Origin of the sequence: Enterobacter sp. RHBSTW-01064 (genome assembly GCF_014103035.1) — a bacterium.
Classification (GTDB): domain Bacteria; phylum Pseudomonadota; class Gammaproteobacteria; order Enterobacterales; family Enterobacteriaceae; genus Enterobacter; species Enterobacter mori.
Window position 1 is genome coordinate 695,001 of the sequence record NZ_JABXOU010000002.1, and the last position, 25,009, is coordinate 720,009.

25 protein-coding genes are annotated in these 25,009 nt (G+C 58.2%); 11 read left to right on the forward strand and 14 right to left on the reverse strand.

Translation table 11 applies throughout. The features are described from left to right. Positions 1 to 4 precede the first annotated feature (4 nt). Entirely contained in the window at positions 5 to 937 is a 933-nt protein-coding gene (locus tag HV355_RS09330; RefSeq protein ID WP_182401677.1) for a LysR substrate-binding domain-containing protein, read from the forward strand. Between the two features lie 102 nt (positions 938 to 1,039). Here HV355_RS09330 and mdcH read toward each other — a convergent pair whose 3' ends face one another. The 8 genes from mdcH to mdcA all read right to left on the reverse strand — a co-directional run bounded on the left by mdcH (position 1,040) and on the right by mdcA (position 8,091). After that, positions 1,040 to 1,936, reverse strand: a complete 897-nt coding sequence (gene mdcH / locus HV355_RS09335; RefSeq protein WP_182401679.1) for a malonate decarboxylase subunit epsilon — start codon at positions 1,934 to 1,936, stop codon at positions 1,040 to 1,042. Next, positions 1,936 to 2,553 carry a malonate decarboxylase holo-ACP synthase gene (locus HV355_RS09340; RefSeq protein ID WP_174340034.1) on the reverse strand — a complete coding sequence of 206 codons (618 nt, stop codon included), beginning with the start codon at positions 2,551 to 2,553 and terminating at the stop codon, positions 1,936 to 1,938. The genes mdcH and HV355_RS09340 overlap by 1 nt, the downstream gene beginning before the upstream one ends. Positions 2,554 to 2,555: 2 nt before the next feature. Next, positions 2,556 to 3,515: an AEC family transporter gene (locus tag HV355_RS09345; protein ID WP_024907941.1), complete on the reverse strand. Its 960-nt coding sequence runs from the start codon at positions 3,513 to 3,515 to the stop codon at positions 2,556 to 2,558. Positions 3,516 to 3,643: 128 nt separating this feature from the next. Beyond that, a complete protein-coding gene (mdcE, locus tag HV355_RS09350) occupies positions 3,644 to 4,444 on the reverse strand; it encodes a biotin-independent malonate decarboxylase subunit gamma (RefSeq protein ID WP_126816121.1) in 801 nt (266 codons plus the stop codon). Beyond that, positions 4,444 to 5,277: a biotin-independent malonate decarboxylase subunit beta gene (locus HV355_RS09355; RefSeq protein WP_126816056.1), complete on the reverse strand. Its 834-nt coding sequence runs from the start codon at positions 5,275 to 5,277 to the stop codon at positions 4,444 to 4,446. The genes mdcE and HV355_RS09355 overlap by 1 nt, the downstream gene beginning before the upstream one ends. After that, a complete protein-coding gene (gene mdcC / locus HV355_RS09360) occupies positions 5,270 to 5,569 on the reverse strand; it encodes a malonate decarboxylase acyl carrier protein (protein ID WP_010436321.1) in 300 nt (99 codons plus the stop codon). Before mdcC ends, HV355_RS09355 begins: the two co-directional genes overlap by 8 nt. 9 nt (positions 5,570 to 5,578) lie before the next feature. Beyond that, entirely contained in the window at positions 5,579 to 6,436 is an 858-nt protein-coding gene (locus HV355_RS09365) for a triphosphoribosyl-dephospho-CoA synthase (RefSeq protein WP_182401681.1), read from the reverse strand. Beyond that, a complete protein-coding gene (gene mdcA, locus HV355_RS09370) occupies positions 6,436 to 8,091 on the reverse strand; it encodes a malonate decarboxylase subunit alpha (RefSeq protein WP_182401683.1) in 1,656 nt (551 codons plus the stop codon). Before mdcA ends, HV355_RS09365 begins: the two co-directional genes overlap by 1 nt. Positions 8,092 to 8,319: 228 nt before the next feature. On the opposite strand from mdcA, the gene HV355_RS09375 reads away from it, so the two are divergent. From HV355_RS09375 to HV355_RS09385, 3 genes are read left to right on the forward strand one after another with little or no spacing between them, the layout of a single operon-like run. Continuing rightward, the gene (locus HV355_RS09375) at positions 8,320 to 9,342 is read left to right on the forward strand and encodes a hydrolase (RefSeq protein WP_126545828.1); all 1,023 of its coding nucleotides are present in this window, start codon (positions 8,320 to 8,322) and stop codon (positions 9,340 to 9,342) included. Continuing rightward, positions 9,339 to 9,557 (forward strand): YheU family protein, encoded by a 219-nt coding sequence (locus HV355_RS09380; protein WP_010436326.1) that lies wholly within the window; start codon positions 9,339 to 9,341, stop codon positions 9,555 to 9,557. Before HV355_RS09375 ends, HV355_RS09380 begins: the two co-directional genes overlap by 4 nt. A 30-nt stretch (positions 9,558 to 9,587) precedes the next feature. Beyond that, positions 9,588 to 10,457: a phosphoribulokinase gene (locus HV355_RS09385; protein ID WP_010436329.1), complete on the forward strand. Its 870-nt coding sequence runs from the start codon at positions 9,588 to 9,590 to the stop codon at positions 10,455 to 10,457. A gap of 86 nt (positions 10,458 to 10,543) precedes the next feature. Here the strand turns inward: HV355_RS09385 and HV355_RS09390 are convergent, their stop codons facing one another. Then, positions 10,544 to 10,948, reverse strand: a complete 405-nt coding sequence (locus HV355_RS09390) for an OsmC family protein (RefSeq protein ID WP_010436331.1) — start codon at positions 10,946 to 10,948, stop codon at positions 10,544 to 10,546. A 311-nt stretch (positions 10,949 to 11,259) separates the two neighbouring features. On the opposite strand from HV355_RS09390, the gene crp reads away from it, so the two are divergent. Together crp and HV355_RS09400 are read left to right on the forward strand one after the other, a co-directional pair. After that, positions 11,260 to 11,892 carry a cAMP-activated global transcriptional regulator CRP gene (gene crp, locus HV355_RS09395; protein ID WP_000242758.1) on the forward strand — a complete coding sequence of 211 codons (633 nt, stop codon included), beginning with the start codon at positions 11,260 to 11,262 and terminating at the stop codon, positions 11,890 to 11,892. A 57-nt stretch (positions 11,893 to 11,949) separates the two neighbouring features. Then, positions 11,950 to 14,037, forward strand: coding sequence for a YccS/YhfK family putative transporter (locus HV355_RS09400; RefSeq protein WP_182401798.1), 2,088 nt, complete (start codon positions 11,950 to 11,952; stop codon positions 14,035 to 14,037). Here HV355_RS09400 and HV355_RS09405 read toward each other — a convergent pair. From HV355_RS09405 to ppiA, 4 genes are all read right to left on the reverse strand, one after another. Then, entirely contained in the window at positions 14,034 to 15,254 is a 1,221-nt protein-coding gene (locus tag HV355_RS09405) for an aspartate aminotransferase family protein (protein WP_182401685.1), read from the reverse strand. The two genes, HV355_RS09400 and HV355_RS09405, sit on opposite strands and share 4 nt — an antisense overlap. 87 nt (positions 15,255 to 15,341) lie before the next feature. Beyond that, entirely contained in the window at positions 15,342 to 15,905 is a 564-nt protein-coding gene (pabA, locus tag HV355_RS09410; RefSeq protein WP_148401265.1) for an aminodeoxychorismate synthase component 2, read from the reverse strand. Between the two features lie 30 nt (positions 15,906 to 15,935). Beyond that, positions 15,936 to 16,520 carry a putative adenosine monophosphate-protein transferase Fic gene (locus tag HV355_RS09415; RefSeq protein WP_148401266.1) on the reverse strand — a complete coding sequence of 195 codons (585 nt, stop codon included), beginning with the start codon at positions 16,518 to 16,520 and terminating at the stop codon, positions 15,936 to 15,938. Between the two features lie 106 nt (positions 16,521 to 16,626). Continuing rightward, on the reverse strand, positions 16,627 to 17,199 hold the full coding sequence (gene ppiA / locus HV355_RS09420; protein WP_010436347.1) for a peptidylprolyl isomerase A: 573 nt from the start codon (positions 17,197 to 17,199) through the stop codon (positions 16,627 to 16,629). Between the two features lie 278 nt (positions 17,200 to 17,477). Here ppiA and tsgA point away from each other — a divergent pair, with 278 nt between their 5' ends. Further along, on the forward strand, positions 17,478 to 18,662 hold the full coding sequence (tsgA, locus tag HV355_RS09425; protein ID WP_089598575.1) for an MFS transporter TsgA: 1,185 nt from the start codon (positions 17,478 to 17,480) through the stop codon (positions 18,660 to 18,662). 3 nt (positions 18,663 to 18,665) lie between these two features. Here tsgA and HV355_RS09430 read toward each other — a convergent pair whose 3' ends face one another. Beyond that, positions 18,666 to 19,982, reverse strand: coding sequence for a cytosine deaminase (locus HV355_RS09430; protein WP_182401687.1), 1,317 nt, complete (start codon positions 19,980 to 19,982; stop codon positions 18,666 to 18,668). Positions 19,983 to 20,221: 239 nt separating this feature from the next. Here HV355_RS09430 and nirB point away from each other — a divergent pair, with 239 nt between their 5' ends. The 4 genes from nirB to HV355_RS09450 all read left to right on the forward strand — a co-directional run bounded on the left by nirB (position 20,222) and on the right by HV355_RS09450 (position 24,910). Further along, positions 20,222 to 22,765 (forward strand): nitrite reductase large subunit NirB, encoded by a 2,544-nt coding sequence (nirB, locus tag HV355_RS09435; RefSeq protein ID WP_100167361.1) that lies wholly within the window; start codon positions 20,222 to 20,224, stop codon positions 22,763 to 22,765. After that, complete coding sequence (nirD, locus tag HV355_RS09440; protein WP_148401269.1) at positions 22,762 to 23,088, forward strand: nitrite reductase small subunit NirD; 327 nt, start codon at positions 22,762 to 22,764, stop codon at positions 23,086 to 23,088. Before nirB ends, nirD begins: the two co-directional genes overlap by 4 nt. Positions 23,089 to 23,223: 135 nt before the next feature. After that, entirely contained in the window at positions 23,224 to 24,597 is a 1,374-nt protein-coding gene (gene cysG / locus HV355_RS09445; RefSeq protein ID WP_172701518.1) for a siroheme synthase CysG, read from the forward strand. A 142-nt stretch (positions 24,598 to 24,739) separates the two neighbouring features. After that, positions 24,740 to 24,910 carry a YhfL family protein gene (locus HV355_RS09450; RefSeq protein WP_008503029.1) on the forward strand — a complete coding sequence of 57 codons (171 nt, stop codon included), beginning with the start codon at positions 24,740 to 24,742 and terminating at the stop codon, positions 24,908 to 24,910. The last annotated feature ends 99 nt before the right edge of the window (positions 24,911 to 25,009 follow it).

Consider the following 25,009-nt stretch of genomic DNA (forward strand, 5'->3'; position numbering starts at 1 on the left):
GGTTATGCGTTTCGATACGACGAGCGATATTACATTCCGCAAGCTCAGCATCTTCATGACATTTATGGAGAAGGGGAATATCGCACGTACCGCCGAAACGCTGGGCCTGAGCGGCGTCAGCGTGCACCGCGCGCTGCACACGCTGGAAGAGAACGTGCGCTGCCCGCTCTTTACCCACAAGGGGCGTAACCTGATTGCGCTCCCCTCCGCGTGGACGCTGCTGGAGTATTGCCAGGAAGTGATGCAGGTGATGGAGCGCGGGCTGGAGGCGTCCCGCAAAATCGCCGGTATCGGCCAGGGGCGCTTACGCGTCGGCACGCTCTACTCGCTCACCCTGGAAACCGTCCCGCGTCTGATTATGGGCATGAAGCTGCGCCGTCCGGATCTGGAGATGGATCTGACGATGGGCTCCAACGACACCCTGCTGCACATGCTGGATGAAGGCTCGCTGGACGCGATTCTTATCTCCATCTCCGAAAGCGACATCGACCGTAACAGCCTTGAGGTTCTGCCGCTGTTCCATGACGACATCTTCCTTGCCGCACCGGCTTCCGCCACGCTGAATACCCACGGGCCAGCGGATCTCCGCGATTACAAAGATCAGAAATTTGTCGCGCTTGCAGAAGGCTTTGCGACCTACGCCGGGTTCCAGGAAGCGTTTCATATCGCCGGGTTCGAGCCGGAAATCGTCACGCGCGTTAATGACATTTTCTCGATGCTGAGCCTGGTGCAGGCAGGCGTTGGATTTACGCTGATGCCGGGCAGGATGAAGAAGGTCTACGAGAATTCCGTGCAGCTGTTGAAGCTGGCGGAGCCGTACCAGATGCAGCAGCTTATCGCGATTGTCTTTGCCCGTAACCGCGAGCAGGACCCAAGCCTGCGGGCATTAGCCGCCGAAGGGCGGATGTATGCCAGAAGTTTGCAGGACGGAGCCTGAGGCCTTGCCGGGTGGCGACGCGTTGCGTCTTACCCGGCTTACAAAATAATACAACCGAACCCGTAGGCCCGGTAAGGCGTAGCCGCCACTGGGCGAAAAAAATCACGCACGAAGCCGACCCGTCAGATGCACCGCCACGTCCACACCGCTGCGCTCCAGCGAAAGGGTTTCCCCTTCCCACGCTGCCTGGCGCGTCAGGCAGGTCAATATGCCGCCGGGCGGCATTTCAATCGCCAGTCGCGCTTCGCGTTCGTTAGCGGAAATCATCGCCTCCTGCCAGCGCACGGTTCGCGCCATGTTCATCGCCAGATCGTCGGCGATCTTTTCCGGCTGCCAGAGCACGCGGCCGGTACTGCCGCTCAGGTAGGCGCAGCGTGGACGAGCCAGCGTAACGGGCTCAAACGCCGACGCCAGCTTTTTCGCCGGTTCTGCCAGCAGCGCGCAGTGCGACGGCACGCTAACCGCCAGCCGCCTGGCCTTGCTCGCCCCTTTGGCCAGCGCGCGTTCTGCCACCTGCGCCATCCCGTCATCGGTTCCGGCAATCACGATCTGCGTTTCAGCATTCAGGTTAGCAACGTAGGTTCCGGTGCCTTCAATCAGCGTTTCCACCTGCGGCAGGGTCAAGCCCATGATGGCCGTCAGGCCGTAGCCGTGCGGATACGCCTGCTCCATCAGGTCACCGCGCAGCGCCACCAGCCTCAGCGCGTCCGAAAAATCCAGCGCGCACGCGATAACCGCCGCCGGATAAGCGCCGATGGACAGCCCGCTAACAATATCCGGCGTCACGCCGCGACGCTCCAGCTCGCGCGCCCAGGCCACGCCGGAAATCAGCAGCGAAAGCTGAACCGCGCGGGTGTGAGCGAGTGAGGCTGCACTGTCCAGCGTATCCACTTCGGCGCCAAGCACCTCTCGCGCCTGTTCCAGCTCCGTTCCCGGCAAATTTTGCAGCATGCCTTCGTGCTGCGTGCCCTGCCCCGGAAAGGTAAACAGTATTTTCATCACTCCTCCCTGCGCCACGGATCCGCCACCAGGCGCGGTCCGCATTGAGTTTTTAGCAGCGTTTTGCCGTCGCGCAGCCACTCCGCCAACGCAAATCCCCCTTCGGGCGTATCCACCTGCGTATCCGCCCGACACAGCGCCCGGCCAAGCTGAGACTGCCAGCCAGCAAACGCATCAGGGGAAACGGGGTGCGGAGCGCGGATCAGCAGATCGAGATCGCTGTCGGCATGGATCACCGGAATACCGGTCGCCAGCGCGTAGCCGGTGCTGCCGGTAATGCCCCACGTCCACGGCCACGCCTGCTGCGCCAGCTGCAGCGCCACCTGAACCGGAGGCTGGGTGACAAAAGGTGATCGCAGCAGATCGGCGGTGGCACACAGGTCTTCCGGTGATACCACACGCAGCACGTTTTCCGGCTTCACCCATCCGGCCGCCCGCTGGTCGCGGCGCAATCCGCGCACGCCAACGGGAATACGGCCTTCATTATCAACATCACGCCGCACCACTACCGGCAGGCCAATATGCCAGGCTGCCTCAACCCAGGATTCGGTGATGCCTTCCAGCGCGTCGCGCGCGGTAAGCCAGATGAGGTCGTGCGGGCGTAATGTTGTGGTCATGATTACATTCCTGAAGTCAGCGAGATAAACAGCGGCAGCGACAGGATACACAGTACGGAGCTTAACAGCAGCACGGCTTCAGCATCCGGCGACTGCACGCCAAAGCGGTTACCGAACACCACGCCGAAGAAACCCGCGGAGAGCGCAATCATCAGGATAGCGGTAATCGCCACCGAGCCGTGCAGACCGAAGATCAGCACGATACCCCAGGCAATCGCGGGCTGAATCAGCAGCTTGGCGATGGTTGAGGTAATCACCATGGTGTTGATCTGCAGCTTGCGGGCAGAGAGGATCACCCCGGTCAGGAACAGCGCCGCAGCGGTGGCGGACAGCCCCAGCGGTTTAATCGCCGCAAGCACCAGTTCCGGCATTTTGATGCCGATTGCGGAGAGAATCACGCCCAGCAGCGGGCCCATCACGATCGGTTTTTTAATGGAACGCCACATCAGCACCGGCAGCATGGAGAGCGTTGAGCCGGAATTATTCCCCTCGGCGCGCGCTTTCTCGCGCTCCAGGATCAGCAGGCAGAACGGGGTCATCAGCACCGAACCGCAGGCAATAGAGACCGCAACGGAAAGCGACGTGGAAGATCCTTCACCCAGCACGCTGCCCAGAATCGGCAGACCGAGCGCCGCGTAGTTTGGCAGGGCAACGGTAAGCGTCAGCACCGCCGCGTCCTGCGGGGATTTCTTAAAGACTTTGGTGGCAAGGAAGTAGATGGCCGCATAGGTGATCCACATCGCCAGGGTCAGCACCAGGATCAGCGGCGACTGCGCCACGATGCCGGTCCACGGCGTTTGCACGGTGGCGCTAAACAGCGCGGCAGGGAGTGCAAAATCCATCACGAAGATATTGAGCAGGGAAACGTTTTTGTTATCGACCATCTTTGCCTTACCGGCCCAGAATCCCAGCAGCATGATGACGAAAATCGGTGCAAGAGCATGAACAATTACGTAAGTCATAAATCACCTGTAGTAAAAAAAGTTTTAGCACTGGTGCGATGTTTATTATTTTTCAGGATGCAGGCTCCCACGCGGGCGCAGCGGGCGCGCCCACGAGGGTTGCATCTCTGGCAGGTCTTTTTTTTTACTTACCAGCTGGCTCGCATACGTTCGCGTACGAGCGCCGAGCTGCGGCGGTTGTCAGCACCCAGACGGTTTTTAAGCGTCGCGTCCTGACGAGCATCGCTGATGGCCTGTTGCAGGGTGGTTTTCACCTGCGCCAGATCGTTATCGGATGGGGCATCCGGGTTGCTGATGTCCAGCAGGCTGGCGAGCAGCCCCAGCGTCGCATAGTTGCTGATGTCATACGCCATTGGCGGAATGGTCGCCGCCAGCTTTTCCAGCGCCTCGACGGTACGCAGCGTAATGCGCGCCGCGGACTCTTTGCCCATCGCGTGGATCAGCACGCCTTTGTCGTTAAAGGCAATCAGGCGGTTGGCCTGGTAGCCGTGCGCCAGAAACGCGCCGGACATCGCCTTGCCGACGATAAGCCCAATCACCGGATGACCGGCCAGGCGCGCGTTCGCATACGCGGCAGCGGCTCCCGCCAGCGCCTGGTGAATACCAAACGCCTCTTCCCGACGGCCATAGGCCTGGCTTGGGACGTCAATCACCGCCACAATCGGGCGCTTAACGGCCTTATCGGCATCCGCCGCGACGGTTTCACTGACCACTTTCGCCAGGGTCCAGCCTTCCAGCAGACCGACTTCACCTTTCGCCGCGCGCGGGAAGTGGTTGTTGGCATCCGGCACCACGGCCACAAAGCGCACCGCTTCACCATTAAGCTCGCCGTCTGCCGCCTGCACGGACGGGCATAACCCTTCCACACGTTTTGCATTCGGGGCGAGAATGTCCAGCCAGAGCTCGCCACGGCTCATTGAGTTAGTCATCATTTCACCTCCCGGGCAAAAAGCGCGTTAATTTGTTCGGCATCGGCCTGTTTGCGGGTGTCGAAATTCGTCAGACGGTTCAGGTAATCGTCGTAGTTATCGGTGCGATGTTTCGCCGGTACGCCTTTGGCGATGGCTTCGTTCATCGCGGCTTTCACCGCGTTCACGCCGTCGCCCACCAGCGCGTCCACCAGTCCGCTTTCATAGCGCACTTCGCCGCCGGTCATGCTCCAGATAAACGGACGGTCGCGGGAGTCGTACTCTTCAATGCCCGCTTCCTGCTCGATAACCTGCGGGCCGTTGAGGCCAAGACGCGCTTCGCGAGTCACAATCAGGTAGCTGCACAGCGCCGCCGCGATGGACATCCCGCCGAAGCAGCCCACGGTCCCGGCAACAATCCCGACCACCGGGGTATACCGGCGCAGGTCAACAATCGCGGCATGGATATCGGCAATCGCCGCCAGGCCGAGGTTAGCTTCCTGCAGACGCACGCCGCCGGTTTCGAGGCACAGCACCGCCTGCGTCGGAATGCCGTTGCGGTTATCTTCTGCCGCCAGCTCCAGCGCCGCTGCCATTTTGGCACCGGACACTTCGCCCATGCTGCCGCCCTGGAACGCGCCTTCAATCGCGACGACGACCGCAGGCTGACCGTTGATGGTGCCTTTTGCGACGACCATGCCGTCATCGGCCTGCGGAACAATCCCCTGCGGCCCAAGCCACGGAGAGATAATGCCTTCAAACGGATCCAGCAGTTCGCGGTAGCTGCCGTCATCCAGCAGCGCCTGCGCGCGCTGGCGCGCTTTTAGTTCGATAAAGCTGCTGTCGTTACGCATGGCTCACCCCCTCAAAGACCTGTTCGATGCGAATGCGCGCCACGCCCGGCGTCGCGCCGAAGTCGTGGATGGTCAGTTTGCCTGCGGGCAGGCTGCTGACGGTGTGCAGACGGTTGAACAGCGCCTCCCAGCGACCACGGCTATTGTCGACTGAAGTGGTGATATCAACGGTTAAGGTCTGGCCCGGCTCGGCGGCGAACAACACCTCCATATCCCCGGAGCCGACGACGCCCGCCAACGCCCTGCCGCTTACTTCGCGGCTGGCGGGCACGGTCAATGTAATTTTTTCCATAACATCCTCTTAATGCTTTGAATAAGGCGTTTCGACGCGGTCGAGAAACAGCGTGGCGGCAAGCAGGTCGGCAGCGCCGCCCGGTGACGCGTTGAGCGAGAGCATCTGACGGTCTAAGCTCGCCAGCGCCTGCTGCCCTGAAAGCGTTGCGCATCCTCCGGCGTTCAGTACCGCACGAGCACCGTTCTGCATGGCGTCCAGCCCCTCCATTCCGGCGCGCGACAGCACGCAGGTGTCGGTGAGTGACGTCATGATCGCCATCAGCGCGTCGAGCCTCGCATGCGTTTCGCTGCTGCCGTTGAGACGGCTGAGGCGAAGCTGCGGCAGCGCGCGCTGCATAACGTGCGGGAACGCCTGCTGCGCCTCTTCGCGCGCGCCCGGCACGCGGTAGCGGTGCGTGGCGCGCAGCCCTTTGCTGAACACTTTCGGCGCCGCATCGTCCGGGAGTTTCGCCAGCTGAGCGGCGGTATTCGCGACGGCCTGCGCAGTCGCCCCCCCGCCCAGCATCGCCACCGCGCTCACCAGCAATCCCAGCGCCCAGATCGCACCACGGTGGGTATTAACCCCGTCGGTGGCTGCCATCATCTGCTGCTCGCCTTCGCGGCCAAGACGGCCAACGGTTTGCCGAAGCGCAATGTCCGCCGGACGCTGCCAGCTCTGCTGCGCCAGCGCCTGAAACGTGGGGGTCAGGCTGCGCGCGGAGCGCTCCATCAGCGCAAGGGATAAATCGTGGTGCGCGCCGTTCCCCCGACTGTCCACCAGACCGGGTTTCGGGCTTAGTCGTGCTTCGTCAATCAGACACTGCGTGGCGGTTCGCGCCAGCCATTCGGCACCGCCTTCAACCTGAATCTGGGGCAGAAGTTTCATTACCAGCTCCGGAATTTCGCAGGTGGGTTATACAGACCGCCGGACCACTCAACGAGGTCAGACACGCTCCCGGCTGCCAGAAGAGAGCGGGTGGCGTCGGTGCGACGGATCCCCATATCTTCCGGATACACCACCTTGCCGCTCTGGCGCAGTTCCGCCACGCGTTTAGCGTCAACGCCCAGGCCGATATCGGTGATCCCCGCGACGGCGGCAACCATGGCACGACGCTCTTCCAGATCTTTCGCCCGGTAGAGGTAAGCAATCCCCTCTTCCGTCAGCACGTGCGTCACGTCATCGCCGTAAATCATCACCGGTGCCAGCGGCATGCCGGAGGCTTTCGCCACGTCAACGGCATCAAGTTTTTCCACGAAGGTCGGCTTCACGCCCGCCTGGAAGGTTTCGACCATCTGCACGACGAGTTTTTTACCGCGCTGCATTGGGTCAGGCTCGGTGATCATGTTCAGCCAGGCCGGGGTCGCATGACGACGACCGTGCGGGTCATGGCCCATGTTTGGCGCACCGCCGAAGCCGGAAAGACGACCGCGCGTCACCGTTGAGGAGTTGGCGTAGCCGTCAACCTGCAGCGTAGAGCCGATGAACATATCCACCGCGTACTGGCCTGCCAGCTGGCAGAAGGCGCGGTTGGAACGCATGGAGCCATCGGCACCGGTAAAGAAGACATCAGGACGGGCGCGGATGTACTCTTCCATCCCCAGCTCGCCGCCGAAGCAGTGCACGCTTTCCACCCAGCCGCTTTCAATGGCGGGGATCAGCGTCGGATGCGGGTTCAGCGTCCAGTGTTTACAGATTTTGCCCTTCAGGCCGAGCTGTTCGCCGTAGGTGGGCAGCAGCAGCTCAATCGCTGCGGTGTTAAAGCCGATACCGTGGTTCAGGGACTGCACCTGGTGTTCCGCATAGATGCCTTTGATCGCCATCATCGCCATCAGGATATGTTCCTGTTTGATCAGGCGCGGGTCGCGGGTGAACAGCGGTTCGATAAAGAACGGCTTGTCCGCAACGACCACGTAGTCGATCCAGGAGCCAGGAATATCGACGCGCGGCAGATCGCACTCGTCGTCCACCAGCTCGTTCACCTGCGCGATGACGATGCCGTCGTGGAACGCGGCGGCTTCCACCAGCGCCGGGGTATCTTCGGTACTCGCCCCGGTGTAGAGGTTGCCTTTGCGGTCGGCTTTAAAACCGGCAATCAGCGCCACGTTGGGGGACAGGTCGACGTAGAGGCGCGAGTAGAGTTCGATGTAGGTGTGAATTGCACCGATTTCGAGCTGACCGTCTTCCAGCAGCTGCGAGATACGCAGGCTCTGAGTCCCGGAGAAGGAGAAGTCCAGCTTGCGGGCGATGCCTTTTTCAAAGATATCCAGATGCTCGCTGCGGCCAACGCTCGGCATGATCATATGCAGGTCGTGAATGATTTGCGGGTTCACTTCAGCCAGCGAGCGGGAAAGGAAATCCGCCTGCTTCTGGTTGTTGCCTTCCAGCACGACTTTATCGCCCGGGGCGATCAGTTTTTCCAGCATGGCGACAAGATCGCCGGTTGGCAGTACCTTGCCCTGCACCGGTACGGACGCCAGACGACGCGCTTTCTCGCTGCGTCGTGTGTTCCATTGCCGGGTGGGTGTTTGCCCAGATAACATTATTAACCTCCTGATTCAGCACATCATTCTGATTTGCTTAACGTTGAGTAAAGTCTGCGCTCTGGCGAGAAAGGCATCAATTAAGCGTAGAGCTGAATCATTAGCCTGAGAGTAATAATCAAGGTAAAGATTTGTGATCGGGATCAGTTCATGGTTCGGAAATCCAGGCTAAACGGGGTACAATTCGGAAGGTATAGTAAATTTCTGACAAGAATCAGCATCGCCCTTATGACCCAAATCATTCCATCAGACTTCGACATTGCAGCCGAAGAGAGCGCAGAGTTCGTGCCCATGCGCGGCGTGGCTAACCCCCACCTGCAAACCATGCTGCCGCGCCTGATCCGCCGCAAGGTGCAGTTCACCCCGCACTGGCAGCGCCTGGATTTGCCGGACGGCGACTTTTTAGATCTCGCCTGGAGCGAAGCGCCGGAGCAGGCCCGACACAAACCTCGCCTGGTGGTGTTTCATGGTCTGGAAGGCAGCCTGCACAGTCCCTACGCCCACGGTTTAATCGAGGCGGCGAAAGCCCGCGGCTGGCTGGCGGTGGTGATGCATTTTCGCGGCTGCAGCGGCGAGCCGAATCGCCAGAAGCGTATTTACCACTCCGGTGAAACCGAAGACGGCACCTGGTTCTTACACTGGCTGAGAGAAAATTTTGGCACGGTGCCAACGGCGGCGGTGGGCTATTCGCTGGGCGGTAATATGCTGGCCTGCCTGCTGGCGAAAGAAGGTGATGCAGTCCCGCTGGATGCCGCTGTTATTGTCTCCGCTCCCTTTATGCTCGAGCAGTGCAGCTACCATATGGAGAAAGGGTTTTCCCGCGTCTATCAGCGCTACCTGCTCAACCTGCTGAAGGCAAACGCCGCGCGCAAGCTGAAGGCCTACCCTGATACCCTGCCGGTTAGCCTGCAGCAGCTCAAGCGCGTGAAGCGTCTGCGCGAGTTTGACGATCTGATTACCTCGAAGATCCACGGTTTTGCCGATGCGATTGACTATTACCGTCAGTGCAGCGCCATGCCGCTGTTGAATCAAATCACCACGCCGACGCTGATTATCCACGCCAAAGACGATCCGTTTATGGATCATCACTCTATTCCGGCACCGGAGCATTTACCGGCTAACGTGCAGTATCAGCTCACCGAGTACGGCGGGCACGTCGGCTTTGTTGGCGGCACGCTACGCAGGCCGAAAATGTGGCTGGAAACCCGCATCCCTGACTGGCTCACCTCTTTTCTGGACGGTAAAAAATGATTATCCCCTGGCAGGATCTCGCTCCCGAAACGCTCGATAATCTGATTGAAAGCTTTGTATTACGTGAAGGCACCGATTATGGTGAACAAGAACGTTCGCTCGAACAAAAGGTCAGCGATGTTAAGCGCCAGCTGAAAAGTGGCGACGTGGTGCTGGTGTGGTCCGAACTGCATGAGACGGTCAATATCATGCACCGCAACGCGTTTCACGGCTGATCTGTAAACCTTTCCAGTCAGGGAGTTGCTATGTCTGCCAGACATCCGGTTATTGCCGTAACGGGCTCAAGTGGTGCGGGTACCACCACCACCAGCCTCGCCTTTCGCAAGATTTTCGCACAGCTGAATCTCCGGGCGGCAGAAGTGGAGGGCGATAGCTTTCACCGCTATACGCGCCCGGAAATGGACATGGCCATCCGCAAGGCGCGCGATCTGGGCAAACACATCAGCTATTTCGGGCCGGAAGCCAACGATTTCAGCCTGCTGGAACAAACCTTCCGCGAATACGGGCAGAGCGGGACCGGCCAGTCCCGCAAATACCTGCACACCTACGACGAAGCGGTTCCCTGGAATCAGGTGCCGGGGACGTTCACCCCGTGGCAGCCGCTGCCGGAGCCGACCGACGTGCTGTTTTACGAAGGGCTACACGGCGGCGTGGTCACGCCTCAACACGACGTCGCGCGTCACGTGGATCTGCTGGTCGGCGTGGTGCCGATTGTTAACCTTGAATGGATCCAGAAGCTGACGCGTGACATGAGCGAGCGCGGGCATTCTCGCGAAGCGGTGATGGATTCCGTCGTGCGCTCCATGGAGGATTACATCAACTTCCTGACGCCGCAGTTCTCCCGCACCCACATCAACTTTCAGCGCGTGCCGACGGTGGATACCTCCAACCCGTTTGCGGCCAAAACGATCCCCTCGCTGGATGAGAGCTTTGTCGTCATCCATTTCCGCAATCTCGAAGGCATTGATTACCCCTGGCTGCTGGCGATGCTGCAGGGCTCGTTTATTTCGCACATGAATACGTTGGTGGTGCCGGGCGGAAAAATGGGGCTGGCGATGGAGTTAATTATGACGCCGCTGGTCCAGCGACTGATGGAAGGGAAGCAGATCGCGTGAGTTGTTTTGCCCGGTGGCGCTGCGCTTACCGGGCCTACGGTCGTGCTTTTGTAGGGCGGGTCAGCGAAGCGCCACCCGCCAAAAGATTAAGCCTCGATCACTTCATACGAATGCGTGATTTTTACCGCTTTCTCCAGCATTAACGCCACAGAGCAGTATTTCTCCGCAGAAAGGTCTACGGCGCGTGATACTGCGGCATCTTTCAGTTCTTTACCGGTCACGATAAAGTGCAGATTAATGTGCGTGAACAGGCGTGGCGCCTCTTCGCGACGTTCGGAAGTAAGCTTCACTTCGCAATCGGTCACATCATGACGACCTTTTTGCAAAATCGACACCACGTCAATTGCGCTGCATCCGCCCGCCGCCATCAGCACCATCTCCATCGGGCTTGGGGCTTTGTCGCCGGAGTTACCGTCCATCAAAATCTGATGTCCAGAAGCGGATTCGCCCAGGAACGTTAAACCTTCAACCCATTTGACACGCGCTTGCATATTCATTAACTCCAACGTTGCATTTTTGGTGACAGATTACGCGTGCATTACATTTCTCGCAACGGAAGGCGACCTGCATCATGCTGAAGCGAGACACCAGGAGACACGCGGCAAAAGCTATGCTAAAACACTCTGGATGCTACAGTAATACATTGACGTTACACATGTATGCAGAGGACATCAAACTTTACTGGCTGCGAAACGTTACGACAGCCGACTTCCCAGGGTATGGGTAAGAATTCGATTGCAACCCCAGAGTCCGGATGCATCTTATGACTCTGGTGACAGCTTATAACAGAGGATAACAGCGCATGGTGCTTGGCAAACCGCAAACAGACCCGACTCTCGAATGGTTCTTGTCTCATTGCCACATTCATAAGTACCCATCGAAGAGCACGCTGATTCACCAGGGTGAAAAAGCGGAAACGTTGTATTACATCGTTAAAGGCTCGGTGGCAGTGCTGATCAAAGATGAAGAAGGGAAAGAGATGATCCTTTCTTATCTGAACCAGGGCGATTTCATCGGTGAACTGGGCCTGTTTGAAGAGGGCCAGGAACGTAGCGCCTGGGTTCGTGCAAAGACAGCATGTGAAGTGGCTGAAATTTCTTACAAGAAATTCCGTCAGCTGATTCAGGTTAATCCTGACATCCTGATGCGTCTTTCTTCCCAGATGGCGCGCCGTCTGCAGGTGACGTCTGAGAAAGTGGGTAACCTCGCCTTCCTGGACGTGACCGGCCGTATCGCGCAGACCCTGTTGAACCTGGCGAAACAGCCAGACGCCATGACCCACCCTGACGGCATGCAAATTAAAATTACCCGCCAGGAAATTGGTCAGATCGTCGGTTGCTCCCGTGAAACAGTGGGCCGTATCCTGAAAATGCTGGAAGACCAGAACCTGATCTCCGCCCACGGTAAAACCATCGTGGTTTACGGAACGCGTTAATTCCGCTCAAACGGCGTGCCATCGCAAGGTGTCACGCCGTTTTTGTCTCTACTCCCCATGTGGCGCAGGCTGATCTATCACCCGGAAGTTAACTACGCACTGCGACAAACGCTGGTGTTGTGCCTTCCTGTGGCCGTGGGCCTGATCCTCGGACACCTCCAGCAAGGTCTGCTGTTTTCCCTCGTGCCCGCCTGCTGCAACATTGCCGGTCTGGACACGCCGCATAAGCGCTTTTTCAAACGCCTGATTATCGGTGGCTGTCTGTTTGCGGGCTGTAGTCTCGCCGTACAGCTCCTGCTTGCCCGTGATATCCCGCTGCCCCTGATCCTGACCGTGCTGGCGATGACGCTTGGCGTGACGGCGGAAATCAGTTCGCTGCACGCGCGCCTGCTGCCCGCCTCGCTGATTGCGGCTATCTTCACCCTGAGCCTCGCCGGGAATATGCCGGTATGGGAGCCGCTGCTGATCTACGCCCTTGGCACGCTCTGGTACGGGGTGTTTAACTGGTTCTGGTTTTGGCTCTGGCGGGAACAGCCGCTGCGTGAATCCCTGAGCCTGCTCTATGTGCAGCTTGCGGATTACTGTGAAGCCAAATACACCCTGCTCACCCAGCATACCGACCCGGAGAAATCCCTGCCGCCGCTGCTGACGCGTCAGCAAAAGGTTGTCGACCTGATTAGCCAGTGCTACCAGCAGCTGCACATGCTTGCCGCCAACAAGAACCACGAATACAAACGGCTGCTGCGCACTTTCCAGGTGGGGCTGGACCTGCAGGAGCATATCTCCGTTAGCCTTCACCACCCGCAGGAGGTACAAAAGCTGGTAGAGCGCAGCCATGCAGAAGCAGTGATCCGCTGGAACGCCCAGACCGTCGCCGCGCGGCTTAGGGTACTGGCTGACGATATTCTCTATCACCGCTACCCCACGCGTTTTAACATGGATAAACAGCTCGGCGCGCTGGAGAAAATCGCCCGTCAGCATCCGGATAACCCGGTAGGCCAGTTTGCCGCCTGGCACTTCAGCCGTATCGCCCGCGTGTTGCGTACGCAGCGCCCGCTTTATCACCGCGACCTGATGGCGGATAAGCAGAAACGTCTGCCGCTGCTGCCTGCGCTCAAAAGCTATCTGTCACTGAAATCCGCCGCCCTGCGCAACGCGGCGCGGATAAGCGTGATGCTGAGCATTGCCAGCCTGATGGGCATGGCGCTGCACCTGCCTAAACCCTACTGGATCTTAATGACCGTGCTGTTTGTCACGCAGAACGGCTACGGGGCCACGCGAGTGCGTATCTTCCACCGGGCTGGCGGAACGCTAGCCGGGCTGATTATTGCGGGCGTGACGCTTCACTTCCACGTGCCGGAAGGCTATACGCTGGTCGGGATGCTGGCGATCACCATGGTGAGCTATCTGATCATCCGTAAAAATTACGGCTGGGCGATGGTGGGCTTTACGGTCACGGCGGTGTACACCCTGCAGCTGCTCACGCTCAACGGCGAGCAGTTTATCGTGGCTCGTCTGGTCGATACGCTGATTGGCTGCCTGATTGCCTTCGGCGGTATGGTCTGGCTGTGGCCGCAGTGGCAGAGCGGATTGCTCAGGCAGAACGCCCATGACGCGCTGGAAGCCGACCAGCAGGCCATTCGCCTGATCCTCAGCGACGATCCGCAGCCCTCCCCGCTGGCGTATCAGCGGATGAAGGTCAACCAGGCGCACAACGCGCTGTTTAACTCGCTCAATCAGGCGATGCAGGAGCCGGGGTTTAACTCGCACTATCTTGCAGACATGAAGCTGTGGGTGACACACAGCCAGTTTATCGTCGAGCACATTAACGCCATGACCACGCTGGCGCGCGAGCACACGATGCTGACGCCGGATCTGGCGCAGCGCTATTTGCAGTCGTGTGAAATTACGTTGCAGAGGTGTCAACAGCGTCTGGAGTATGACTCGCCGGGTGAATCGGGAGATTCGAATATTCTGGAAGCGCCTGAAACGCTGACCCACGGGCCGATGAGCACCCTTGAGCAGCATCTGCAGCGCGTTCTGGGGCATTTGAACACCATGCACACCATTTCATCGGTGGCATGGCGTCAGCGCCCGCATCACGGGATTTGGTTAACGCGCCGGTTAAAGCGAACCGAGTATTAGCCTTTAACGATCTTCGCGACCGCCGCGGCAAAGCGGGTTAATCCGTCTTCAATATCTTTCTCTTCCACCACCAGCGACGGCGCAAAGCGCATCACGTCAGGTCCGGCATTGAGCACCATCACCCCTTCGTGCGCGGCGGCGTGCAGGAAATCACGCGCGCGGCCTTTGAACTGCGGCTTCAGCTCGGCGCCAATCAGCAGCCCCATGCCGCGGATCTCGCTGAAAACACCATATTCATCGTTAATCTGCTGGAGATGCTTCACGAACAGCTCACGCTTCGCGCTAACGCCGTTCAGCACCTCAGGCGTATTGATAACATCAAACGCGGCACCCGCCACGGCGCTCGCCAGCGGGTTGCCGCCGTAGGTAGAGCCGTGAGAGCCGACGTGGAACGCAGAGGCAATCTCCTGCGTCGTCAGTACCGCACTCACCGGGAAACCGCCGCCGAGCGCTTTGGCGCTGGTCAGGATGTCCGGCGTCACGCCGTAATGCATGTAGGCAAACAGATCCCCGGTGCGCCCCATGCCGCACTGCACTTCATCAAAGACCAGCAGCGCCTGATGCTCGTCACACAGTTCGCGCAGCCCTTTCAGGAATTCCGGCGTCGCTGCGGTCACGCCGCCTTCGCCCTGAATAGGCTCGACCACCACCGCGCAGGTGTGGTCGTCCATTACCGCTTTCACGGCATGCAGATCGTTAAACGGCACGTGGACAATGTCTGCCGGTTTCGGGCCGAAGCCGTCGGAATACTTCGGCTGGCCGCCAACGGAGACGGTAAAGAAGGAGCGTCCGTGGAAGGCATTGTGGAAGGCGATGATTTTGGTTTTGTACGGGCTGTGGCGCGTGGTGGCGTAGTAGCGCGCCAGCTTAAAGGCGGTTTCGTTGGCTTCGGTGCCGGAATTCATAAACAGCACGCGTTCCGCGAAGGTGGCATCGATGATCTTACGCCCCAGACGCAGCGCCGGTTCGTTGGTGAACACGTTGCTGGTGTGCCACAGGGTTTCGCCCTGGGTTTTCAGCGCCTCCACCAGCGCGGGATGGCAATGGCCCAGCGCCGTCACCGCAATCCCGCCCGCGAAATCAACATACTCTTTGCCTTCCTGATCCCAGACGCGGCTGCCTTTCCCCTTCACAGGGATAAACTCAGCCGGTGCATAAATCGGCAGGATCACTTCATCAAATGTTGCACGGGTAATTGCTGGTTGTTCAGTTGCCATGTCATGACCATCCATTTTTATGTCACAGTGATAGTGAAAATATAATCACAAAATATGCATAAAAAATCACAACAAGGCAACAGATATTCAGCGATTGAGGAAATTTGCCAGCAGCGCGTGTCCCTGCTCGCTGAGGATGCTTTCCGGATGGAATTGCACGCCTTCGAGATCCCACTCGCGGTGACGGATACCCATGATCTCCTGCGTCTCGCTCCAGGCGGTAACCTCAAAGCAGGCGGGTAGCGTCGGCGGGTCAATGACCAGAGAATGGTAGCGCGTCACGGTTAACGGATTATTTAACCCTGCGAATACGCCCGTGCCGGTGTGGGTGACCGGAGAGGTTTTCCCGTGCATCACTTTCGCAGCGCGCACGATAGTGGCACCAAACGCCTGGGCAATAGCCTGATGACCCAGGCAGACGCCCAGAATCGGCAGTTTGCCTGCATAGTGGCGGATAACATCCAGAGAAATGCCTGATTCCGAGGGCGTACACGGCCCCGGCGAAATCACGATTTTCTGCGGGGCCAGCGTGTCGATATCGGGCAGCGTGAGGTCATCATTACGGCGGACAACCACCTCTGCACCCAGTTCACAAAAATACTGGTAAAGGTTCCAGGTGAAGGAATCGTAGTTATCAATCAGCAGAATCATGGCGGCTCCCGAAAAAAATGCCGCCCTATTCTACTCAGATTCCCGTGCTTCGCTCACTACTTTGGCAAAGATAGCGCTCAGCGCGGTCAAATCGCCCATCGCGCCGCTTCGGTTAGCCGCCACCCACTGCTCGGGATCGATATCCCGCCAGTCCAGCGCGTAACCCGCGTGGAGCGCCAGCTGCTCGAAGAAGACGCGTTGGGCAATGCCGTTGCCGCGCATAAAAGGATGCAGCATATTGATTTCACAGTAGTAATGACTAACTTTGTCAACAAAAGCCGCCCTCTCAAGACCCACAAGATACTTTTCGCTTTCAAGCGCCGCCATCAGCTCGTTGCCCATCTTCTCGATGTACTCGAAATGGCAGAAGGGAATGTCACCCTTAAAAATATCGTCGGTACGGAATTCGCCTGCCCGCTTCATCTCGCTGTGATACAGATGGCGGTGAATCAGGCACAGATGGGGCAGCCCGGGCGCGGATGGCCCAAGCTCCAGCGTTTCGATGTGGGGCGCTGAAGGACCATGACCTTTTTCAAGGAGACAACTGGCCTGCAAATTGACGCTACGCTGCTGTTCCCAGAGTCGGGATTTTTGCTTGTCGGTGAGTTTTTTCACTTAACGCCTCCCTGAATAGTCCGTTTGCCACAAGTATAAGCAGCAAAACGCGCTTTCGCAGGGAGGGCAACATAACGCGGGCAGAAGAAACCCGCGTTCAGAAGAGTTACGGCAGAACTTTTGCGGAAAGGATAACGATCGGTTTTGACGGGACATTCTGATACGGGCCGACGTCGTGAGTAGGCACCTGAGAAATCTTGTCGGCCACGTCCATCCCTTTCACGATTTTACCGAAGACGGCATAGCCAAAGTCACGCTGGCCGTGGTCAAGGAAGGCGTTATCCGCCACGTTGAGGAAGAACTGGCTGGTCGCGCTGTCTTTATCTGCGGTACGCGCCATGGAGATAGTGCCGCGCTTGTTCAGCAGGCCGTTGTCCGCTTCGTTTTTAATCGGTGGGTTAGGCTGCTTCTGCTGCATCTGCTCGTTGAAGCCGCCGCCCTGCACCATAAAGCCCGGGATCACGCGGTGGAAAGTGGTGTTGTTGTAGAACCCACTGTTCACGTAGTCGAGGAAGTTTTTCACCGAAACAGGGGCTTTCTGGCTGTTCAGTTCCAGCTCAATATTCCCGGCAGAGGTGGTCAGCAGGACGTGAGGGTCACCCTTGGCTGCCAGCGCAGCAGGGGAAACGGCAGAAAGAGCAAACACAGCTGCAACAGCCGCCAGTGTTGATTTGAGCATGAGAATTCCTTAACAAAGCGCAGTATAAAAAGCGAATGGCTTGATTCTAAAGAGCAGTATGAACGGAGACCAGCCTTTTACCTAATTTTACGAAATTGAAACAGTTGTTACCGCGCAAACGATTGGTAATGGCGCTATTTTACGTGATCTGCATCACACAAAAATATGCAAATGTGATCAATATTTTCTGAAAAGATTTAATTAGATCACTTTCGAGTCTAAAATCTGCCCGCTCTCAGCGCCTTCCCGGCGCTTTTCTTTTTCTGAACAGGCCAGACATGACTAACAGCAATCGCATCAAGCTCACATGGATCAGCTTCTTCTCCTACGCCCTGACCGGCGCGTTGGTGATCGTCACCGGGATGGTGATGGGAAATATCGCAGACTACTTCCAGCTGCCCGTTTCCAGCATGAGTAATACCTTTACCTTCCTCAACGCGGGGATCCTGATCTCTATCTTCCTGAATGCCTGGCTGATGGAGATTGTGCCGCTGAAAACCCAGCTGCGCTTTGGTTTTGTGCTGATGGTCGCCGCCGTGGCGGGCCTGATGCTGAGCCACAGCATCGCGCTGTTCTCCGCCGCCATGTTCGTGCTCGGTCTGGTCAGCGGGATCACCATGTCGATCGGTACGTTCCTGATTACCCATATGTATGAAGGCCGCCAGCGCGGCGCGCGCCTGCTGTTTACCGACTCCTTCTTTAGCATGGCCGGTATGATCTTCCCGATGGTGGCTGCCGTTCTGCTGGCGCGCAGCATCGAGTGGTACTGGGTTTATGCCTGCATCGGTCTGGTCTACGTGGCGATCTTTATCCTGACCTTCGGCTGTGAGTTCCCGGTACTGGGCAAGAAAGCGCAAACTACCGCAGAGCCCGTTGTGAAAGAAAAGTGGGGCATCGGCGTGCTGTTCCTCTCCGTTGCCGCCCTGTGCTACATCCTGGGCCAGCTGGGCTTTATCTCCTGGGTACCAGAATACGCGAAAGGGCTTGGCATGAGCCTGAACGACGCGGGTAAACTGGTGAGCGATTTCTGGATGTCTTACATGTTCGGCATGTGGGCGTTTAGCTTCATCCTGCGCTTCTTCGACCTGCAGCGCATTCTGACCGTGCTGGCGGGCCTGGCAACCGTGCTGATGTACCTGTTCATCAACGGTTCGCCGGAGCATATGCCGTGGTTCATTCTGACCCTGGGCTTCTTCTCCAGCGCCATTTATACCTCGATCATCACCCTGGGCTCCCTGCAGACCAAAGTGGCCTCGCCGAAGCTGGTTAACTTCGTCCTGACCTGCGGCACCATCGGCACCATGCTGACCTTCGTGGTGACGGGTCCGATTGTCGCCCACAGCGGTCCGCTGGCGGCGCTGCACACCGCTAACGGTCTGTATGCCGTGGTGTTCATCATGTGCTTCATCCTGGGCTTCGTGACCCGCCACCGCCAGCACAACGTTGCAGCGGCGTCTCACTAACGTCTACGCCCCTTTGCGCTCGGCAGAGGGGCTGTTTCTGGCAAAGCTCACCTCTTCTCCCCCGACATCCATCTGGATCCACGTCTGCGCCAGCTGCGTCGTGGCAATCACGCGTCCCTGACGAATCGACCAGCGTACCGGCACCTGGCAGCGTACCGCTTCAAACCCGCTCTCCGCAGGCAGAATAATCAGGTTTGCCGGGTTCCCCGTCTTAATACCGTAATCGCTCAGGCCAAAGGTCCGGGCGCTGTTATGGGTGATCAGGTTCAGGCCGTTGTCGATTTGCGGATAGCCCATCATCTGACAGACGTGCAGTCCCATATGCAGCACCTGCAGCATATTGCCAGTCCCGAGCGGATACCACGGGTCAAACACATCATCGTGACCAAAGCAGACGTTAATGCCCGCGTCCTGGAGTTCTTTCACGCGCGTGATCCCGCGGCGTTTCGGGTAGTCATCAAAGCGCCCCTGCAGGTGGATGTTCACCAGCGGGTTAGCGACGAAGTTAATCCCTGACATTTTCAGCAGGCGGAACAGCCGCGAGGTGTACGCGCCGTTGTAGGAGTGCATGGCGGTAGTATGGCTGGCCGTCACGCGCGGACCGATGCCTGCTTCATATGCCAGTGTCGCCACCGTCTCGATAAACCGCGACTGTTCGTCGTCAATTTCATCGCAGTGAATATCCAGCGGGCGGTCATATTTCTTCGCCAGATCAAAAGCGATATGCAGCGACTGGACGCCATACTCGCGGGTGAACTCGAAGTGCGGGATCGCCCCAACCACGTCGGCCCCCAGCGTTAACGCCTCTTCCAGCAGCGCCGCGCCGTTCGGATAGGAGAGGATCCCCTCCTGCGGGAAGGCGACGATTTGCAGCGTCACCCACGGTGCGACCTCCTGCTTCACCTCCAGCATCGCCTTCAGGGCGGTGAGCGTCGGATCAGAGACATCCACATGGGTGCGGACAAACTGGATGCCGTTGGCGATTTGCCACTTCAGCGTTTTCCAGGCGCGCGCTTTCACATCCTCATGGCTGAGCAGCGCCTTGCGCTCTGTCCAGCGCTCAATACCTTCGAACAGGGTGCCGGACTGGTTCCAGTTTGGCTCCCCCGCCGTCTGGGTGGTATCGAGATGAATATGCGGCTCGATAAACGGCGGGATCGCCAGCCCGCCGCGCGCATTCAGGACTTCGTAACTTTCGGCATGGGTATCATCCATTGGTGTGACTTCACCAAAACGACCGTTCTCGATGGCGATTTGCCACAGCCCTTCCCGACCCGGTAAGCGAACATTCTGGACAAGCCAAAGCGGTGTTGTAGACATACCTTTCTCCCGAAAAACACGGCTGATATTTAGGAGTACGCATTTTCAAAAAACGCACTCTATTTTGTACACAAAATCGACGAATACGAAAAGCCTGCAAATTCCATAACTTATAAAAATCCTGACAAATCAGTTATATACCACCTTGTGGGTAGGTGAAGGCGTATTTGATTTGCATCAATAAGTGCCCCTGCTGAATCGTTAAGGTAGGCAGTAATAAAAAAGAAATCGAGGCAAAAATGAGCAAAGTCAGACTCGCTATCATCGGTAACGGCATGGTCGGCCACCGCTTTATTGAGGATCTTCTCGATAAAGCCGACGCCGACCGTTTCGACATTACCGTGTTCTGTGAAGAACCCCGCAAGGCGTACGACCGCGTGCACTTGTCTTCCTACTTCTCCCATCATACCGCCGAAGAGCTCTCTCTGGTGCGTGAAGGTTTCTACGAGAAGCATGGCGTAAAAGTGCTGGTGGGCGAACGCGCTATCACCATCAACCGTCAGGAAAAAGTGATCCACTCCAGCGCCGGGCGTACGGTTTTTTACGACAAGCTGATCATGGCGACTGGCTCCTATCCGTGGATCCCGCCTATCAAAGGCTCAGAAACGCAGGATTGCTTCGTTTATCGTACCATTGAAGACCTCAACGCCATCGAATCCTGCGCCCGTCGAAGCAAACGCGGCGCGGTGGTCGGCGGCGGACTACTGGGTCTGGAAGCGGCTGGCGCGCTCAAAAACCTCGGCGTTGAAACCCACGTCATCGAATTTGCCCCGATGCTGATGGCCGAACAGCTGGACCACATGGGTGGTGACCAGCTTAAGCGTAAAATCGAAAGCATGGGCGTGAAGGTTCACACCAGCAAGAACACCAAAGAGATCGTGCAGGAAGGCACAGAAGCGCGCAAAACCATGCGCTTTGCCGACGGCAGCGAGCTGGAAGTGGACTTTATCGTCTTCTCCACCGGTATTCGTCCGCGCGACAAGCTGGCGACCCAGTGCGGTCTCGCCGTGGCGCAGCGCGGCGGGATCATGATTAACGATGCCTGCCAAACCTCCGATCCGGATATTTACGCCATCGGCGAATGCGCTAGCTGGAACAATCGCGTTTACGGTCTGGTGGCGCCGGGCTACAAAATGGCGCAGGTCGCCGTTGACCACATTCTCGGCACCGAAAACGCGTTTACCGGCGCAGACATGAGCGCCAAGCTGAAGCTGCTGGGTGTGGACGTAGGCGGTATTGGCGATGCGCACGGTCGTACCCCGAATTCCCGCAGCTACGTCTACCTCGACGAAAGTAAAGAAGTCTACAAACGCCTCATCGTCAGCCAGGACAACAAAACCCTGCTCGGTGCGGTACTGGTGGGCGATACCAGCGACTTCGGCAACCTGCTCCAGCTGGTGCTGAACGCCATCGAGCTGCCGGAGAACCCGGACGCGCTGATCCTCCCGGCGCATGCCTCCAGCGGCAAGCCGTCTATCGGGGTGGATAAACTGCCCGACAGCGCGCAGATTTGCTCCTGCTTCGACGTCACCAAAGGCATGCTGATTTCCGCCATCAACAAGGGTTGCCACACCGTGGCGGCGCTGAAAGCGGAAACCAAAGCCGGTACCGGCTGCGGCGGCTGTATTCCGCTGGTCACTCAGGTGCTGAACGCCGAGCTGGCGAAACAAGGCATCGAAGTGAACAACAACCTGTGCGAGCACTTCGCGTATTCTCGCCAGGAGCTGTACCACTTGATCCGCGTGGAAGGCATCAAGTCCTTCGACGAACTGCTGGCGAAGCACGGCCAGGGCTACGGCTGTGAAGTGTGTAAACCGACCGTCGGCTCCCTGCTGGCCTCCTGCTGGAACGAGTACGTGCTCAAGCCGGAGCACACGCCGCTGCAGGACACCAACGACAACTTCCTGGCGAACATTCAGAAAGACGGGACCTATTCCGTTATCCCACGTTCTGCCGGTGGCGAAATCACGCCGGAAGGGCTGGTGGCCGTGGGCCGTATCGCCCGTGAATTTAACCTGTACACCAAAATCACCGGCTCCCAGCGTATCGGCCTGTTTGGCGCGCAGAAGGACGACCTGCCGGAAATCTGGCGTCAGCTGATTGAAGCGGGCTTTGAAACCGGCCACGCGTATGCCAAAGCGCTGCGTATGGCGAAAACCTGCGTGGGCAGCACCTGGTGCCGCTACGGCGTGGGCGACAGCGTGGGCTTCGGCGTGGAGCTGGAGAACCGCTACAAAGGCATCCGCACCCCGCACAAAATGAAGTTTGGCGTCTCCGGCTGTACCCGTGAATGTGCGGAAGCGCAGGGTAAAGACGTGGGGATCATCGCCACCGAGAAAGGCTGGAACCTGTACGTCTGCGGCAACGGCGGGATGAAGCCACGCCACGCGGACCTGCTGGCCGCGGATCTTGACCGCGACACGCTGATTCAGTATCTCGACCGCTTCATGATGTTCTACATCCGCACCGCCGATAAGCTGACCCGTACCGCTTCCTGGCTGGATAACCTGGAAGGCGGCATCGACTACCTGAAGTCCGTCATCATCGACGATAAGCTGGGCCTGAACGAACAGCTGGAAGCCGAAATGGCGCGCCTGCGCGAGGCGGTGATCTGCGAGTGGACTGAAACCGTGAACACGCCTGCGGCGCAGACGCGCTTCAAACACTTTATCAACAGCACCCAGCGCGACCCGAACGTGCAGGTAGTGCCGGAGCGTGAACAGCATCGCCCGGCAACGCCGTATGAACGCATCCCAGTGACGCTGGTGGAGGAAAACGCATGAGCCAGTGGATAAACATTTGCGATATTAACGACATTATCCCCGCCACCGGCGTATGTGCGCTGCTGGGCCGCGAGCAGGTCGCGATTTTCCGCCCTCGCCACGATGAACAGGTTTATGCCATCAGCAATATTGACCCGTTCTTCGAGGCCAGCGTGCTCTCCCGTGGATTGATTGCCGAGCATCAGGGTGAACTGTGGGTTGCCAGCCCGCTGAAAAAGCAGCGCTTCAGCTTAACTGACGGACGCTGCATGGAAGATGAAAATGTCTCCGTGAAGCACTACGACGCCCGCGTGAAGGACGGTAAGGTGCAGCTGAAAGGCTAATCCCCCGCCTTTTCAATACGAAAAGCTTATGACCCCTTATGGGTAACGGCAGGAAAAACCGTATGTTCTGTGCGATTCCTGCTGTTATCCTGACGTCAATTATTACCCCCTCCATGAATGCTGCGAGGTAACGTCGTGGATCACCTGCCGATTTTTTGTCAATTACGCAACCGCGACTGCCTGCTCGTGGGCGGCGGCGACGTGGCTGAACGCAAAGCGCGCCTGCTGTTAGAGGCTGGCGCCCGACTCACCGTCAACGCCCTCGACTTCGCCCCACAGTTTGAGGTCTGGGCTCAGGAAGGGATGCTCACGCTGGAGCAGGGTGAGTTTAATGAATCCCTGCTGGATACCTGCTGGCTGACCATCGCTGCGACGGATAACGATGAAGTGAACCAGCGCGTCAGTGACGCCTGCGAAGCGCGACGTATCTTCTGTAACGTGGTGGATGCGCCGAAAGAGGCCAGCTTCATCATGCCGTCGATTATCGACCGTTCGCCGCTGATGATCGCAGTGTCATCCGGCGGTCGCTCGCCGGTTCTCGCCCGCCTGCTGCGGGAAAAGCTGGAGGCCGTGCTGCCCCAGCATCTTGGTCAGATAGCCCATTACGCCGGGCAGCTTCGTACCCGCGTGAAGCAAACTTTCTCCACCGTAGGCGAGCGTCGCCGCTTCTGGGAGAAATTCTTTGTTAACGACAGGCTGGCACAGTCGCTGGCGAATCAGGACGCGAAAGCCGTTGAAGAGACGACCGAACAGCTGCTGAGCGAACCGCTGGATCACCGCGGTGAAGTGGTGCTGGTGGGCGCAGGTCCCGGCGATGCAGGTTTGCTGACGCTGAAAGGGCTGCAGCAGATCCAGCAGGCCGATATCGTGGTTTACGATCGCCTGGTCTCCGATGACATCATGAACCTGGTGCGCCGCGACGCCGACCGCGTGTTCGTCGGCAAACGCGCGGGCTACCACTGCGTGCCCCAGGAGGAGATTAACCAGATCCTGCTGCGCGAGGCGCAGAAAGGTAAACGCGTGGTGCGCCTTAAGGGCGGCGATCCGTTTATCTTTGGTCGCGGCGGCGAAGAGCTGGAAACCCTGTGCAACGCGGGCATTCCGTTCTCTGTCGTGCCGGGCATTACGGCGGCGTCCGGGTGTTCAGCCTACTCTGGCATTCCGCTGACCCACCGTGATTACGCCCAGAGCGTGCGTCTGGTGACGGGGCACCTGAAAACCGGCAGCGAGCTGGACTGGCACAACCTGGCCGCCGAAAAGCAGACGCTGGTGTTCTATATGGGGCTTAATCAGGCCGCGACTATTCAGGCGAAACTGCTGGAACATGGCATGGAGGCAGATATGCCGGTCGCGCTGGTGGAAAACGGTACCGCCATTACGCAGCGCGTGGTGGATGGTGTGCTGACGCAGCTTGGTGAACTGGCGCAGCAGGTAGAGAGTCCGGCGCTGATTATTGTTGGCCGTGTGGTTGAACTGCGCGAAAAACTCAACTGGTTCTCTAATCACTAACGCATATCCGTTCTTCTTCGAGTAGTCCTTAACCGGACTACTCCCCTGTTACCGCTGTCGATAACATACCGCCCTGAAATGGAACTTTTCCATTTATTCCCTCGTGTTACATCCAATTTAAGTTTCAAGACAAGGAATGCGTATGTTCAAACTGGCAAAAGCCGCCGTTCTGGTTGGCCTGTTATCGACTCTGACCGCCTGCACCGGTCACGTGCAAAACACCAAAAATAACTGCAGCTACGATTACCTGCTGCACCCGGCGATCTCCATTTCGAAGATCATCGGCGGTTGCGGCCCGGCGGCGCAGCAGTAAGCGATTTTCAGGCGTAAAAAAACCGGGGATTTCCCGGTTTTTTTGTTTGGGCGGTTTTTCGTCGGGTGGCGGCTCCGCCTTACCCGACCTACACGATCC

Coding starts and splice junctions, on each gene's coding strand:
- nirB (WP_100167361.1), top strand. CDS start 20,222: ATGAGCAAAGTCAGACTCGCTATCATCGGTAACGGCATGGTCGGCCAC.
- HV355_RS09355 (WP_126816056.1), bottom strand. CDS start 5,277: ATGCGTAACGACAGCAGCTTTATCGAACTAAAAGCGCGCCAGCGCGCG.
- HV355_RS09330 (WP_182401677.1), top strand. CDS start 5: ATGCGTTTCGATACGACGAGCGATATTACATTCCGCAAGCTCAGCATC.
- mdcC (WP_010436321.1), bottom strand. CDS start 5,569: ATGGAAAAAATTACATTGACCGTGCCCGCCAGCCGCGAAGTAAGCGGC.
- HV355_RS09405 (WP_182401685.1), bottom strand. CDS start 15,254: ATGGCAACTGAACAACCAGCAATTACCCGTGCAACATTTGATGAAGTG.
- nirD (WP_148401269.1), top strand. CDS start 22,762: ATGAGCCAGTGGATAAACATTTGCGATATTAACGACATTATCCCCGCC.
- mdcH (WP_182401679.1), bottom strand. CDS start 1,936: ATGAAAATACTGTTTACCTTTCCGGGGCAGGGCACGCAGCACGAAGGC.
- ppiA (WP_010436347.1), bottom strand. CDS start 17,199: ATGCTCAAATCAACACTGGCGGCTGTTGCAGCTGTGTTTGCTCTTTCT.
- HV355_RS09380 (WP_010436326.1), top strand. CDS start 9,339: ATGATTATCCCCTGGCAGGATCTCGCTCCCGAAACGCTCGATAATCTG.
- HV355_RS09375 (WP_126545828.1), top strand. CDS start 8,320: ATGACCCAAATCATTCCATCAGACTTCGACATTGCAGCCGAAGAGAGC.
- tsgA (WP_089598575.1), top strand. CDS start 17,478: ATGACTAACAGCAATCGCATCAAGCTCACATGGATCAGCTTCTTCTCC.
- HV355_RS09345 (WP_024907941.1), bottom strand. CDS start 3,515: ATGACTTACGTAATTGTTCATGCTCTTGCACCGATTTTCGTCATCATG.
- HV355_RS09365 (WP_182401681.1), bottom strand. CDS start 6,436: ATGAAACTTCTGCCCCAGATTCAGGTTGAAGGCGGTGCCGAATGGCTG.
- crp (WP_000242758.1), top strand. CDS start 11,260: ATGGTGCTTGGCAAACCGCAAACAGACCCGACTCTCGAATGGTTCTTG.
- mdcE (WP_126816121.1), bottom strand. CDS start 4,444: ATGACTAACTCAATGAGCCGTGGCGAGCTCTGGCTGGACATTCTCGCC.
- HV355_RS09430 (WP_182401687.1), bottom strand. CDS start 19,982: ATGTCTACAACACCGCTTTGGCTTGTCCAGAATGTTCGCTTACCGGGT.
- pabA (WP_148401265.1), bottom strand. CDS start 15,905: ATGATTCTGCTGATTGATAACTACGATTCCTTCACCTGGAACCTTTAC.
- mdcA (WP_182401683.1), bottom strand. CDS start 8,091: ATGTTATCTGGGCAAACACCCACCCGGCAATGGAACACACGACGCAGC.
- HV355_RS09400 (WP_182401798.1), top strand. CDS start 11,950: ATGTGGCGCAGGCTGATCTATCACCCGGAAGTTAACTACGCACTGCGA.
- HV355_RS09390 (WP_010436331.1), bottom strand. CDS start 10,948: ATGCAAGCGCGTGTCAAATGGGTTGAAGGTTTAACGTTCCTGGGCGAA.
- HV355_RS09340 (WP_174340034.1), bottom strand. CDS start 2,553: ATGACCACAACATTACGCCCGCACGACCTCATCTGGCTTACCGCGCGC.
- HV355_RS09450 (WP_008503029.1), top strand. CDS start 24,740: ATGTTCAAACTGGCAAAAGCCGCCGTTCTGGTTGGCCTGTTATCGACT.
- HV355_RS09385 (WP_010436329.1), top strand. CDS start 9,588: ATGTCTGCCAGACATCCGGTTATTGCCGTAACGGGCTCAAGTGGTGCG.